A 14,151-nucleotide genomic window follows, 5' to 3' on the forward strand; every position below is an offset into this window, starting at 1 on the left:
GCCTGCGCGACGGCCTGGCCGACGGGCTGGGCGCATCGGCCGCGGCGCGGTATCGCCCCGGCATGCGCACGCTCTTCGTGGGCCCCAGCGGCACCGGCAAGACGCTGGCGGCGGGCTGGCTCGCCACGAGGCTGGGGCTGCCGCTCTACCGCGTCGATCTCTCGTCCGTGACCAGCAAGTACATCGGCGAGACGGAGAAGAACCTGGCGCAGCTCCTCGCCCGCGCCGAGCAGGCCGAGGTCGTCCTGCTCTTCGACGAGGCCGATTCGCTCTTCGGCAAGCGGACCGACGTGAAGGAGGCGAACGACCGCTTCGCCAACGCGCAGACCAACTACCTGCTCCAGCGCATCGAGGCGTACGACGGCATCGTGGTGCTCACCAGCAACGCGCGCGGCCGGTTCGACGGCGCCTTCTCGCGGCGGCTGGACATGATCGTCGACTTCCCCATGCCCGGCCCGCAGCAGCGGCTGGAGCTGTGGCGCTCGCACCTGGGCACCGCCCACGCGCTGGAGACGGCCGACCTGAACCGGCTGGCTGCCACCGCGGACCTGGGCGGCGGCCACATCCGCAACGCCGTGCTCGCCGCTGCCGCGGTGGCGCGCAGGGACGGCACGCCCATCGGCTGGGCGCACGTGGAGGGCAGCCTGGCCGCCGAATACCGCAAGCTGGGCAAGCCCATGCCCGCGGGCCTGCGCACCCCGCCACCGGGAGAACGCCCATGGGCCTGACGCCCGACGAACAGAAGAAGAAGGAAGAGGTGAAGAAGGCCGTGACCGCCGTGAAGAAGGAGGAGAAGGAGAAATCCGGCTCCCCGGACGCGCCGGCCGGCATGCCCATCTTCCTCAACAAGCCCGCCGCTGCCGCCGCGCATCCGGCGGCTGCCGCTGGAGGCGCCGCCGTGGTCGTGGCTCACCCGGCCGCTGCCGCCGCCGCAGTAGCGCCAGCCCATCCCGCCGCCGCGGCGCCCACCGTCGTCGTCGTCAGTAAGGACGACGCGGCGGACTGACGACCGGGCGGTAGATGCACGTCCGCGCTTCCGTCAGCGCGGAAGCCAGTCGACAAGCAACGTCGCTCGGGCGATGTACGGCTGCCGATCGCGACGATGCTGCCGGACGCACCCGCCGCCGGCGCGCAACGCGAGTCGCCAGCGGGCCGGCGGCGAGGGCGGAAAGCTGGACCGCGCAGCGGTGCGGCGGCGTCAAGGGCCGCCTTCCCTCCCTCGCGGAGGAGGGCAGGCGAGGAACGAGCCGGGTGAGGGTCCCCCACCAATCCGACTATGCCAGCGGCGACGGGCAAGACGAAGGATGCGGAGACGACGACGCGGGCGGCAGCGCCCGCGCACCGCCCGCCGGAGCGCGCCCCGGAGACGGATTCCGGGGCGCAGGCCGGCGTGCCCGTCTTCCTCCTCCGCGGCCCGGCCGCCGCTGTCCCATCTTCGGCCGATGCGGGCTCCGCGGACGCGTCGGGCGATGGGCCGCTGGCGGCGCTGACGCCGGACGCGCCGGGGATCGCTGGCGCCATCCTCCGCACCAAGCTCGTCGTGGGCGGCGTGGACGATCCGGCGGAGCACCAGGCGGAGGCCGTGGCCGAGTCGGTCGTCCGCGCGCCTTCGCCCGACGCATCCGCCGCGAACGCATCCGCATCCGCCGCACCCGCGTCGTTCGGTTCCGCATCCGCAGCTCCGTCCGTCGCAGCGACGCCGGCGGGGGCGTCTTCCGCATCCGCGACGGTGCGGCGGGCGCCGGTAGATGGCGGGGCAGCTCCGGCTTCGGCTCCGGCCACAAGCGTCGCCGCTCCCGCATCTCCCGTCGCACCCGCGGTTCACTCCGCCCCCGCTGCGCCTGTCGGGTCGAGCCCGGTGACGGCTGCCGAAGCGCCCGCGGCCAAGGCGTCGGACCCGATCCCCGGCCACGGGCCCGGCACGCCGATGAGCCCGCGCACGCGCGACAAGCTGGAGTCGCACCTGGGCGTGGACCTGGGCGCGGTACGCGTCCACAAGGGCCCGGACGCGCACGACGCGGCCTCCGCGCTAGGGGCACGGGCGTTCGCGGCGGGCAGCAACATCTGGCTGGGCAAGGGCGAATCGGACGAGGACGCCGGGCTGATGGCGCACGAGACGGCGCACGTGCTCCAGCAGGAGGGCGTGGTCCGCCGCGCCCCCGCGTCCGCCCCGCCGGCCGCGCCCGCGCCGAAGAAGCCGCCCCGCCCGCCCGCCTCCGGCGCGTCGATCTCGGGAAGCGGAGGCGCGTCGTCCGGCAGCGGCGGCAGCCCGGCTGCGAGCGGAGCGGGCGGGGCGGGGCAGGGAGCCACGGTCGCGCCGCCCCCCGCCGGGCCCGCCCCCGCGAGCGTGGACGTGCCGATGCAGATGCCGGAGCCGCCGTCGGAGATGTCGGCCGACACGCGGCAGCGGCTGGAGCACGTGGAGAGCAGCAACGCCAGCGTCGCCGAGGCCGCCGCCGATCTCCCCCCGGCCGACGAGCAGACGGCGGACGCGCGCGGCGCGGTGGCCGAGCCCACGGCCGAGACGCAGGCGCGCTCGCAGGAGGGCGTGGTCGCCGCGCTGGACGAGCGGGAGCCGCCCAGCCCGGAGATCGAGGCGCTGTGCGACCGCATCTACCAGGCGATCCGCGACAAGCGCCCGCCCGACGAGGACTCGCTGGTCGACGCGCAGCCGGACCAGATGGCGCAGCAGGCGGGCAGCCAGCTCAGCGGCGACGTGCAGGGCGACGCCGACCGCGTGGCCGGCGGCTACGACGCCATGGACTCGCCCCCGCAGGGCGCGCCGGAGCAGACGCCGGACCCCATCGCCACGCAGAACGAGGCGGTGGGCCAGCGCCCGGCCGATGCCAGCCAGGCCGCCCCCGCGCCCGTCCCGGCCGGGAACGTGAGCCTGGACGCGGACGTGGCGGGCAGCCAGCAGCAGATCGAAGACGCGCACATGACCGGCGACGTGGCCGACGAGGCGGCGCGCGGCGACCCGGATGGCCCCATCTCCACCGCCCGCGGCGCCCAGGGCGAGCTGTCCGAAGTCGCAGCCCGCGACCCGGCCGAGGTCATGCGCCAGCAGCAGGAAGCCGTGGCGCACGCCCAGGCCGACATGGCGCAGATCCAGAACGGCGCCCTCGCCGTCCTGGCCGCCTCGCGGAGGCGGACGGTGCAGGGCACGGGCGCGCAGCAGCAGCAGATGGTGGGCACCGAGGAGCAGATGCGGCAGCGGGTGGGCGAGCAGGCCCGCGGCATCTTCACCGACGCGCAGACGCGCGTGAACGCGCTGCTCGAGCCGCTGCCGCGCACCGCGATGGCGAAGTGGGACGCCGGCAAGAACCTGCTCTCGGAAGACTTCAAGCAGAGCCTGGCGCGCGTGAAGGCGTGGATCGAGGACCGGCACTCCGGCATCGGCGGGGCGCTGACGGGGGCGTGGGACTACGTGGCGGGGTTGCCGGACTGGGTGACCGAGGAGTACGACCGGGCCGAGAAGAAGTTCGGAGACGGCGTCTGCGACCTGATCCGCGACATCTCGCGCGACGTGAACACGGCGGTGGCCGCCTGCCAGGCCATCATCGACGGCGCCCGCCGCGACATCAAGGCGCTCTTCGACAGCCTGCCGGCCGAGCTGCAGGGCTGGGCGCAGGGCGAGCAGGCGCACCTCGCCGAGCAGCTGGACGGCCTGTCGCAGCGCGCCGAGACGGCGCGCACGCAGGTCAACCACGACCTGGTGGACCGCGCCTCGCACGCTGTGCAGGAGGTGCGCGAGCAGATCCACACCCTGCGCCAGGCCGCGGGCGGGCTGCTGGGCAAGATCCGCGACGCCGTGCAGGCGTTCCTGGACGACCCCGTCAAGTTCATCATCAACGGGCTGCTCAAGCTGGTCGGCATCGAACCCGGCGCGTTCTGGTCGCTGGTGGCGCGCATCCAGAGCGTCATGGCGGACATCGCCGACGACCCGATGGGCTTCGCGAACAACCTGCTGGCGGCCATCGGCAAGGGCTTCTCGCAGTTCTTCGACAACTTCGGCACGCACCTGCTCAAGGGCTTCATGAGCTGGCTGCTGGGCGGCCTGGCCGACGTGGGCGTCACCATCCCCGCCGACCTGTCGCTCAAGAGCATCGTCACCTTCATCCTGCAGCTGATGGGCATCACCTGGGCCCGCATCCGCGTGGTGCTGGCCCGGCACATCGGCGAGCGGAACGTGGCGCTGCTGGAGAAGGCGTACCAGCTCGTGGCCCTGCTGGTGGAGAAGGGCCCCGAGGGCATCTACGAGATGGTCAAGGAGAAGCTGGACCCCAAGACGATCATCGACCAGATCATCGACATGGGGATCCGGTTCATCACCGAGAAGGTCATCACGCAGGTGGCGGTGCGCATCATGGGGATGCTGAACCCCGCGGGCGCCATCGCCCAGGCGCTGGAGGCCATCTACCGCGTGCTGAAGTGGGTCTTCCAGAACGCCGCGCGCATCTTCGCGCTGGTGGAGACGGTGGTGAACGGCATGGCCGCGCTCATCGCCGGCAACATCGGCGGGATGGCGAACGCGGTCGAGAAGGCGCTGGCCGGCCTCATCGCCCCCGTCATCAGCTTCCTGGCCGACTACCTGGGCTTCGGCGACCTGCCCAACAAGGTCAAGGAAGCCGTGGTGGCCATGCAGGCCTGGGTGATGGAGAAGATCGAGGCCGCGGTCGCGTGGCTGGTGGAGAAGGCGCGCGGGCTGCTGGCGGCCCTGGGCATCAGCCGGCCGCAGCAGCCGGGAGCGGGGGAGGGCGATGGGGAGATCGGCGAGACCGAGCGCTTCACCGCCGGCGGCGAATCGCACCGCCTGTGGATCCAGGTGTCGGGCACGCAGGCGACGGTCATGGTCGCGAGCGACAACCCGGGCCCGGTGCAGGAGAAGCTGGCCGATTGGGCGGGACGCGTCGGCACCCTTCCCGATACGAACGAGACCGGCGGGAACCCGCGCCAGGAGGCAACGTCGCTCATCGCCGACGCGCGCGGCCTCACCGGCGACGCAGACCACAGCGCCGACGAGCTGGCAGCGATCATCGCCCGGAACACCACCGCACCCGCTGCGGCGCCGGGCGGGGCCGCGGCGGGTGCTGAGAACGCCGAGGCACGGGCCAAGGACGACGCTCTGGAGGCCAAGGAGCGGGCACTGGCCACCGTGCTGGAGCGGCTCTTCGTCCTCTTCGGTGGCGGCGGGCAGACGTTCGCGCCCATCCAGAAGCAGGCCGCGATGACGGGCGGGCAGGAGCCGGTGGAGATCGTGGCCGAGGGCAACCGGCTGGCGCTGAAGATCGGCGGAGCGGGTCCGTTCCTGCACTTCAACGATCTGGCTGCGGGGCCCCTGCCGAGCGGCCTGAACCAGGCCGGGAACAGGCTGGCGACCAGCGTGGCGACCGACGTCCAGAGGGTGAACACGATGGTGGGCGCGGCCCGCCTGCTCAACAACCGCATCGAGGCTTCGCTCCAGACCCGCCTGGACGCCGAAGCCACCGCCCTCGCCACACGCATCGGCGAGATCGGCACGCAGATGCGCATCCCCAACCTGGCGCGCGGCGGGCGCATCGAGCCGATTCCCCCCACGCTCGTGGAGTTCGAGTACACCTGGTCGCGCAACGAGAGATACCAGGGTAAGCTAGCCGAGGAGCTGGCGGTCCAGCTCGCACGCCAGCAGCGCGGGCTGAATGAGCTGTCGATCGACCGGTGGGCGGTGAACGTGAACGTCTACCAGATGGACGCCACCATGCTGCGCGCCCTGGACCACTCCGCCCGCGATGCCGTTCTGACACAGCTACGGGAGCGCGCCTCCACGTCCGAGGCGACCGCCACGACGAAGAAGACCCAGTACCAGGCCGCGATCGCCGAGATCGACGCGGCCCGTGCCGCCGGACGGCCCGTCAACCGCGGCCTGGTGGAGGTGGTGGCAGGGCGCTACGGAAACGAGACGGAGTGGCGAGACCTGCACTCGGCCGGGATCGAGGCCCTCTACGAGCGCCTGCAGCGGCTCGACGCGCGCTGGGCGATCATCTCGCGCACGCTCAGCCGGCTGGCGGTGCTCCACAACCCGGACCAGGTTGCCGGCGGGCCCGGCGAGATCCCGCCCATCCGAATTCCGCCCACCAGCGACGACGTAGAGGCGTGGGAGCAGTACATGAGCGACCTGGAGGCGGTGATCGGCGCCGCCCGCGTGAACTCGTCCATCGGCAGCAACTGGGGACACAAGATGCCGGACATCTACACCGACATCACGGGCCGCTACCCGCAGCCGGGCTGGCCGATCTGGCGGCTGAACTTCAACCTGCAGGCCGTGCAGTCGGCGGGTTGATCCTATCCCACACGGAGCGTCGGAGATGTCCTACCTTGGAGAGGCGTTCATCCGCGGCGTCGGACGGCCTGGCCCGCCGGCGCCCAACGGGATGGACCTCCACAACCCGTTCGGGCAGCAGATGTGGGAACGCATCCACGCCGAGATCGGCTCCGGCTGGTTCCTGGACGGCTTCCTCTATCTCTTCGGCGAGGGCCTGGACGCCCTCGATCCGTGCCTGGAGGCGTGGTCGTTCCTGCTCGACCCGGGCCACGAGAGGATGATCGTGGGCCGGAACGCGTACGGGGCGCTGCTCGTGGTCGAAGATGCCGCGGAGCAGGGATGGGTGGCGCCTGTCGGGCTGCTGAACCCGCTGGAGGTGCACTACTTCCGCGACCCCGAGCTGAACTTCAGCAGCCTGATCGGGACCTGGCTGCCCGAGCGGCGCCTGCCGGGATTCCACGATTCGAGCCTGTACGACGCCTGGAACGAGGTGACCAAGCAGCGGCTCGACCTGGGCGAGGGCCTGGTCATCAAGGAGCCTCTCTCTCTGGGCGGGACGATGGAGGCGGGGAACTTCGACATCGAGGAGCTCGTGCCCTATTACCGGTCGACGGGTCCCATCTACCGGAGCGCATTGGAGAAGAAACCGTGACCGGGGCTTCCACGACCCTCTGGACCGACGACGTGGCGAAGCGGTTCTACCTCGTCCCCGAAGACGTCTCGCTTGGCGAGGGGCCGCTGGCGTTGCGGGCGGGGGCGTTCCGGCGCGTGGCCGCGGACCCGGCGGCGGTGGCGCCGTACGAGGTGCCGAAGGATGAGGCGCGGGCCTTCCTGGACCGCGGCTTCGGCGAGTTCGTCACCGGCGCGCGCGACTCGCTGATCGCGACGCTGGGATTGACGCCGTTCCCGAAGCTGGACGAGCCGGAGGAAAGCGAGGGCCCCGGCCCCGGCGTGCGCCTCTTCGCCGACCTGGCCGGCGAGCCGCCCGAGCGCATCGCCGAGGACCCGCAGGCGTTCGTGGATGCGTTCGCACGCATGATGCGGGGAGCGGGTGACAAGCTCTCCCGCGCGCTGCGCAGCGAGGGCGGCAAGGACGAGCTTCGCGCCGCCATGAGCGACCTCGCCGCGACCCTGAAGAAGCACGGCATCTCTGCGGATCCCGCCGGTGCGCCAACTTCCGCATCCGCCGAATCTCCCAAGTCGTCCGAAGCTCCCGCGCCGGCGGACGTTGCGGCGCCACCCACGACACCCGTCGCGAACGTGCATCAGGACGAGCATCCTCATCTCTCAGCCCTGGACGCGCCAATCGCTGAGGGGACTTCCATGCCGGGCAGTGGCGCGGTAGACGACCGGCTGCCGGCCTCGCCCGAGCTTGAGGCGTTCGTGGCGGAGCTGGAGCGGGCGGTCAGGTCCAGGGGCGGGGGGAATTAGCGGAGACGGTCCCCTCCAATCTGTCGAAAGTCCCCACCGGCGGTGGCCCATCCGCGCCACGATCCCTGTTCGCCGTCTCCCATCACCTTTCCCCAGGAGGCGAGATGCCGGAACAGACCCAACCCCGGGGCAACACGCCGCGCCCGCAGCGCCTGCGCCGCCTCAGCTTCGAGTACGACGGCCACTACGTGCAGCTGCTCGATGACGAGGACGTGGAGGCCATCCACACCGCCTCGCACCCCGCCGACCTGGCCGGAAGCTACTCCCACTGGTTCGAGGTTCTCGACAGCGGGGGGAAACGGCTGTACCATCAGCTTCTCCCCGGGCACCCCGCCGGCGCGCCCGAGGTCTTCCACCACGAGGAGCCGGTCAAGCGCGACTGGGAGGCATCCAGCCGTGGCGCCTTCACCATCTACGTGCCCGCGCCCGGTCCCGGCGAGGAGCACGAGGTGCGGCTCCACCGCCCGCATCCCCATCCCGACGAGGCGGCCGCGCACCCCGCCGGGCCCACCGTGCTCGGCGCCTTCAAGCTCAGGTACAGGAACGAGGAGGACGACGATGTCTAAAGCACCATTCCCGTTCACTCTGGTCTCCGGCGGGGCCAATCCGAAGACGGCCCTCAACCTCGTGGTGCTCAGTGATGGCTATACCGCTGGGGAGCTGGGGAGGTACGCGACGACGGTGAGCGCGTTCGTGGCGGCGCTTCACGCCGAGCCGGCGCTCAACAGCTTCTCCGACCGGATCAACGTCTTCCGCGTGGATGTCCCTTCGGAGCAGTCGGGGTGCTCCCGGCCGGGAGGCGAGAGGAAAACCCACTTCCGCTCTCGCTCGGTGGGCGACCGGGTGATCACGACGGACCAGACAATCGCGATCAAAGAGGCGGGCGCTGCCCTGAAGGGCCTGAAGCTCCGGGCTATCGTGCAGGTGAATACGCCCGAGTACGGGGGATCGGGCGGCGGGGTCGCCGTGTTTTCGTCCGAGGTAAATGCGCCCCAGATCGCCATTCACGAGATCGGCCACTCGGAGTTCGGGCTGGGGGACGAGTACGAGGACCCGGCCGCGCCCCAGACCGAGAAGAGCACCGCCAACCGCAACATCGCGCTGGGCCCGATCGTCACCGAGCCGCTCTGGCTGAACCGCCTCACGCCTCCCGGCGCGAGGATCTTCCCGAACCCTGGTCCCGGCGGGGTGCTGGGCAACGACGCGAACGGCGTGGTAGGCCTCTTCGAGGGCGCGCTCTTCCACTCGTCCGGCCGGTATCGCCCCACGGCCACGTGCAAGATGCGGGACCTGCGCGCGCCGTTCTGCGCGGTGTGCGAGGACCTGATCGCGGAGCACCTGTCCATGCACTACGCTCCCTGACCGCCGAGGCACCCGATGCGGACGCACGACGGCGGCCGGGCACTCATGCCCGGCCGCCGTCTCCGTCTTCGAACCTCCGCGCGGGCGGCAGCGCCTACGCGACTGCGTGCTCGCGGTCGTGGAGCTTCAGCTTCTTCTTGTGCTTCTTGCCCTTCTTCTCCTTCTTCGCGCGCTTCGGCTCCGCGGCGGAGAGGCTGGCGCGCGCCTTGGCTTCGGCGCGCTCGGCCCAGCGGGTCGCCACCGCGGTCACCACGCCCGTGGCCACCGCCTGTGCCACCTCGGCACCGTAGCGGCGCACCAGCTTCTTCATCTGCTTGCCCAGCGCCTTCTTGAGCTTCGCCTTGATCACTGCCATCGCGCGCGCCTCCTTCGGCTCGAGGTCTCCGTCGTCGGGCGCAGGCGGCGCATCTCCCATGCCGTGCGGCGGCCCCGCTCGGTAACGGAAATGCAACGATGGCACGCGTGTTGTCACGGGAGATGCGGACCACACCGCCTTCCACCCGGACCCACGCCATGCAGAGAGAAGCGATTCGCGAACGGCTGGACCTGAACCACGCAGCCGCACACCTGCTGGACGAGTGCCGCATGGTGCTTCCCGGCATCCAGGCGCTGTTCGGCTTCCAGCTCATCGCCGTCTTCAACGCCACCTTCCACGACAAGCTGACGCCCGGCCTCCAGCAGCTGCACCTGGCCGCCATCGTGCTCGTGTCGCTCGCGATCGCGCTGGTGATGACGCCCGCCGCGCTGCACCGCCAGGCCGGCGCGCAGGAGGTGACCAGCGGCTTCATCCGCGCCTCCAGCCGCCTCCTGCTCGCGGGGATGGTCCCGCTCGCGGCCGGGATCCTCGCGGACGTGTACCTCATCGCCCGCCTCATCCTCCACGCAGACGGGACCGCCCTCGCCGTAGCCGCCATCGTGCTGGCCGCCTTCGCCTTCCTCTGGGGCATCCTCCCCCGTGTCCACCGCCTCCGCCAGGCCCTCGAATCCTGACGCCCGCCTACGGTCCGACCTCGCGCCCACCATCACCAGAGACGCGCTAAGCCCTCCCCCCGCAAGCAGTTCTCCCCTCTCCCGCTTGCGGGGGAGGGGCCGGGGGAGGGGGCACCCTTTCCGCCGCCCCACATCCCCCGAACCGCCCCACATCTCCCAACGACACGAGGGCCGCTCCCCCACCCCGGAAGCGGCCCCCGCTCGCACGTTTGCGTGCAGGCGCGTGCGGACGGACCTACCTGCGCGACTCCACCCGCAGCGTGTACGGCCCCGTGGCGCCGGCGGAGAGCGAGTTGGCGCGGATCACGTAGTCGCCGTCGGCCGGGAGCGTGACCTCGAGCTTGGAGTTGGTTCCGCCCGCGCCGTCGTCGTCGCTGTCGGTCTGCGAGAAAGCACCGTTCCGCCACGTGCCGAACGCCAGGTACGCGTCGAACCCGCCGGCCGTCATGGTCACGGTCAGGCGCTCGCCCGCGCGGCCATGGTACACGTACGCGTCGTACGACGAGTGGTCGTCGGCCTGCGGGTCGTTGGCGTCGAGCGTGCCCTCCACCGTCTCGCCCCCGCGGATGCTGCGCGGGTCGGGGGCGGGCGGTGCAGGCGGAAGCTCTTCCACGGTCACGGTGTAGCCCCCGCGGCCCTCGGCGGTGAGCGAGTTGGCGCGGATCACGTACTCGCCGTCCGCGGGCAGGGTGGCGATCACGCGCGAGTCGTTGCCGCCCGCGCCGTCGTCGTCGCTGTCGCTCACGCTCAGCGAGCCGTTCATGATGCGCCCGAACGCCATGTACGAGTCGAACGCGCCGGAGCGCATGGTCACCTGCACGCGCTGTCCCGCACGGCCGCGGAAGCTGTACAGGTCGTAGCGCGTGTTGTCGCTCTCCAGCACCGCGTCGCCCTCGTCCAGCGAGCCGCTGGCGCTGCCACCGATGCGGATGGGCTGCGGCGTGGGCATGGCGGTGTGCGCACCCTGCGGAGCGGGCCGGGGCTTGCCGGAGTAGGACGCGGCGCCGCCCGCCGCCACCTGCACCGTGTACGCGCCCGTGGCGCCGCCCTCCAACGAGTTGGCGCGGATGGTCAGCTCGCCGCCCGCCGGCACGGCCACCTGCACCTGCGCGTCGGTGCCGCCCGCGCCGTCGTCGTCGCTGTCCAGCTCGCTCCACTGCCCGTTCTGCATCTGCCCCACGGCCAGGTACGCGTCGAACGCGGTGGAGCGCAGGGTCACGGTGACCGTCTGCCCCGGCTGCGCACGGAGCGTGTAGTTCTGGTAGTACGAGCCGTCGGTGAGCTTGGGGCTGGACGCGGTGAGCGAGCCCTGCAGCCTCTGGCCCACGGCGATGCGGCCCTGCGCCCGCGCGGCGGGCGCGGTCGCGGCTGCGGCAAGGCAGGCCGCGAGCGCGGCGGTCCTGAGATGCGTGCTGTTCATGGCTGGGTCGGGAAGGGGCGGCGCGAGGGGCCGCCGGTGGTGTGTCCGCGCGTTCGGCGAGGCGGGGGCGGCCCCGCACTGCCTGGCGCGGTTGGGATGGAGCGGGTGGCTAGGGGCCGCGCGAGAGGCGGCCCGCGATGACAAGGTGCGTGGCCTCCCAGCCCCTTGGCAAGCACCGCGTGGGCGCCGCGGCGCGGGACTGTTTGCGGAACGGGCGCCGCCGCGTAGGTTGCAACGCTCGAAGCGCGGCCGGTAGAGGCCGGTACGAGGCCTCCGCCGTCCACTCCGTCCCTCGCAAGACCCTTTTTGCGACGTTGTCTGGCGCTGGGCGCACCGGGCGTGTACCTTTGCGCTCGGAGCCGGTTCATGCGATGCGTAGCCCAGCGACCCTTTCCGCAATCTGCCCTTTATGTCGACACCCCGCCTTCCCGTACCGCCCGGCCCCGTGCCCGTCTCGCGCATGGGCGCGGAGGACTACACGGTCATTCTCGACGAGATCGGCGGCGGCGGCGGGGCGGCGCTGCGCCACCTTCTGGAGAGCGTGTCGCAGTGGGTCGCGCGCCCGGCCGGCAGCCGCGGCGGCGTGTACCACCCCGCGGCCGAGGGGGTGGACCCCGGCGCCGTGCCGGAGCTGCTGCTGAGCGTGGAGGCCCTGCAGCGCCTGGTGGCCGAGGCCACGCCCGACGCCGACACCAGCGAGGCGGTGGGCTTGGGCTGCTACACCGTGGCCGAGTGGGCCGAGGAGCGGGGCGCCATCGGGACGGCGCTGGCGTGGGCACAGGCCGCCATCGAGGCCTGGCCGCAGCAGCCGCACTACGCCTACCTGGTGGGCCGCCTGGCCCGCAAGCGCGCCGAGTACGAGATGGCCGAGGCCTGGCTGCGCTACGCGATGCGCCTGGCACGCCGCCGCATGGTGTGGGAGGTGTACGCGCTCGCCCTGGCCGGCTTCGCGAACCTCAAGCGCCAGAAGGGCAACATCCCGGCGGCCATGCGCTACCACCGTCTGTCTCTCAAGGCGGCGCGCAAGTTCGGCCTTCGCACGTTCGAGGGCGACGCGCTGTACGACCTGGCGGTGATGTGCTTCGAGGTGGGCGACGCCAAGCACGCGTTCAGCTATGCCCGTCAAGCCGTGGATGCGTATGGCCCGGGCCATTCGCGGATTCCGCCGCTTGCAATTGATATCGGGCTCTTTCTCATGTACCAGTACGGCCAGTTCGAATTCGCCGCGTACATCTTTCAGTCGCTGCTCCCGTACGTCTGGGAGATGCCCAACCGTCTGCTGGTATCCGCGAACCTCGCCCGCGCGGCTGCCGCTGCCGGGTGGGAGGAGGTGTTCGAGAAAGCCTGGCTGGATGCCTGGCTGCTCATGGGCACTTCATCGTCGGCCGAAGGCCACGCCTCGGCACTGGTGCAGCTCTCCCACGGCGCGGCCAGCCTCAATTCTTGGGAGCGGGCGAGTATGGCCGCCGAACGGGGGCTGCGGATCGCGGCGGATCGCCGGGAAGGCAAGGTGCTGGTGATGGCTGAAGGTATGCTCCAGGCGCTTCGTGGTGAGATGATGGCCGACCAGCAACTGCGAGCCGTATTTCCCGATCTGGAATTCCTCGAGGCGGCGGTTCCACCCTTGACCCCGCCCGAGGCGGAGATGCTCGCGGGTGAGCTGGTCCGTGCGATGAAGATTCGACGGGACGGGGCCCCGGAGAGCCCCGCCCGCGCGTTCATGTCGGGACGCTAACCTCGCTCAGTTTCCGGTTCCGAGGTAGCCACCGTTTCGGTTGGTCGTGGTGTCAATCAGAGCCGCATTGGTTACCGGGGCGCTGTCGTGGTTCGGATCGACAATGTTGCCGGTGCCCATCAGCCCGCCGTTGACATCGTTGCCAGTCCCGAGATAGCCGCCATTCCGGTTGGTCGTCGAGTCGGCGAGGGCCGTGTTGCTCGAAGGCGCGCCGCCATCGATGTTGCCGGTGCCCAACAGGCCGCCGTTGATGTCGGTGCCGCTGCCGATCATCCCGGTGCCGCCGTCCCGGTTGCCCGTGCCGATGTAACCGCCGTTGTCCGAGGCTGCGCGCCCTTTGTCCGGCGAAACCGGCGACGATGCGGTGGTGCCACAAGCGGAGACGGCGCAGATCACGGCGGCGAAGATGAGGGTGCGAGTGGTGCGCATGGTCGCTGCTCCTGAAGTGAGATGAGATGAAAGGCGGGCGAGGAGCCGATCTCCACGCCCGCCTTTCAAGTTATCCGCTCTGTCCATTTTGTCCTATACGTGCGTCGGAGCGCCGGTCCAAGGAGTGCGGCACCCGACGCCCTTTCCGTGCCGTCGCGCTCACGCATGGCCGTGGCGAGCGGCGCACTCACAGCGTTCGTTGCGCCACGGCCGGCAGACGGCGTCTCCCGCCCTGCGTTAAGAGCGTGTCGGCGGTGCCGCAATGGGAGCGGCGCCGGGCCGGTTCGCGACGGCGGCCGGCGGCGGGGCAGGGTGGAGGTAGAGCGTTCGGCAACGAGATGTCCGCCGTCCCTCCGCCACGGCGGACGGATGGGGACAGCGCCCGTCCGGACGCGCGCGATGCGAGGCGTTCAGCCCCCGCGGCAGGTGCGCAGGGGAGCTCCGCCGGCCGCGGCGCGACCGCGGCAAATGCGGCCGAGGAAT

General features: G+C 71.5%; 12 protein-coding genes. 9 read left to right on the forward strand and 3 right to left on the reverse strand.

All coding sequences use genetic code 11. The features are described from left to right. The 7 genes from VFE05_21895 to VFE05_21925 form a co-directional block, all read left to right on the forward strand. Positions 1 to 728: ATP-binding protein (locus VFE05_21895; GenBank protein HET6232743.1), on the forward strand; the 728-nt coding region annotated here is incomplete at its 5' end. Further along, on the forward strand, positions 719 to 1,006 hold the full coding sequence (locus tag VFE05_21900) for a hypothetical protein (protein ID HET6232744.1): 288 nt from the start codon (positions 719 to 721) through the stop codon (positions 1,004 to 1,006). The genes VFE05_21895 and VFE05_21900, both read left to right, overlap by 10 nt. 270 nt (positions 1,007 to 1,276) lie before the next feature. Further along, positions 1,277 to 6,319, forward strand: a complete 5,043-nt coding sequence (locus tag VFE05_21905; protein HET6232745.1) for a DUF4157 domain-containing protein — start codon at positions 1,277 to 1,279, stop codon at positions 6,317 to 6,319. A gap of 25 nt (positions 6,320 to 6,344) precedes the next feature. After that, on the forward strand, positions 6,345 to 6,953 hold the full coding sequence (locus VFE05_21910; protein HET6232746.1) for a hypothetical protein: 609 nt from the start codon (positions 6,345 to 6,347) through the stop codon (positions 6,951 to 6,953). After that, positions 6,950 to 7,732: a hypothetical protein gene (locus VFE05_21915; protein HET6232747.1), complete on the forward strand. Its 783-nt coding sequence runs from the start codon at positions 6,950 to 6,952 to the stop codon at positions 7,730 to 7,732. The genes VFE05_21910 and VFE05_21915 overlap by 4 nt, the downstream gene beginning before the upstream one ends. A 104-nt stretch (positions 7,733 to 7,836) precedes the next feature. Next, positions 7,837 to 8,298 (forward strand): hypothetical protein, encoded by a 462-nt coding sequence (locus VFE05_21920; protein ID HET6232748.1) that lies wholly within the window; start codon positions 7,837 to 7,839, stop codon positions 8,296 to 8,298. Continuing rightward, positions 8,291 to 9,094, forward strand: a complete 804-nt coding sequence (locus tag VFE05_21925) for a M64 family metallopeptidase (GenBank protein ID HET6232749.1) — start codon at positions 8,291 to 8,293, stop codon at positions 9,092 to 9,094. Before VFE05_21920 ends, VFE05_21925 begins: the two co-directional genes overlap by 8 nt. 94 nt (positions 9,095 to 9,188) lie before the next feature. On the opposite strand, the gene VFE05_21930 is transcribed toward VFE05_21925, so the two are convergent. Then, positions 9,189 to 9,449, reverse strand: a complete 261-nt coding sequence (locus tag VFE05_21930) for a hypothetical protein (protein HET6232750.1) — start codon at positions 9,447 to 9,449, stop codon at positions 9,189 to 9,191. Positions 9,450 to 9,607: 158 nt separating this feature from the next. On the opposite strand from VFE05_21930, the gene VFE05_21935 reads away from it, so the two are divergent. Next, positions 9,608 to 10,084, forward strand: a complete 477-nt coding sequence (locus tag VFE05_21935) for a DUF6328 family protein (protein ID HET6232751.1) — start codon at positions 9,608 to 9,610, stop codon at positions 10,082 to 10,084. Positions 10,085 to 10,319: 235 nt separating this feature from the next. On the opposite strand, the gene VFE05_21940 is transcribed toward VFE05_21935, so the two are convergent. Further along, a complete protein-coding gene (locus VFE05_21940) occupies positions 10,320 to 11,504 on the reverse strand; it encodes a PPC domain-containing protein (GenBank protein HET6232752.1) in 1,185 nt (394 codons plus the stop codon). A gap of 409 nt (positions 11,505 to 11,913) precedes the next feature. On the opposite strand from VFE05_21940, the gene VFE05_21945 reads away from it, so the two are divergent. Then, positions 11,914 to 13,239 (forward strand): hypothetical protein, encoded by a 1,326-nt coding sequence (locus VFE05_21945; protein HET6232753.1) that lies wholly within the window; start codon positions 11,914 to 11,916, stop codon positions 13,237 to 13,239. 6 nt (positions 13,240 to 13,245) lie between these two features. On the opposite strand, the gene VFE05_21950 is transcribed toward VFE05_21945, so the two are convergent. Beyond that, on the reverse strand, positions 13,246 to 13,668 hold the full coding sequence (locus tag VFE05_21950; GenBank protein ID HET6232754.1) for a hypothetical protein: 423 nt from the start codon (positions 13,666 to 13,668) through the stop codon (positions 13,246 to 13,248). Between the last annotated feature and the right edge of the window lie 483 nt (positions 13,669 to 14,151).

Source organism: Longimicrobiaceae bacterium (genome assembly GCA_035696245.1).
Lineage (GTDB): Bacteria > Gemmatimonadota > Gemmatimonadetes > Longimicrobiales > Longimicrobiaceae > DASRQW01.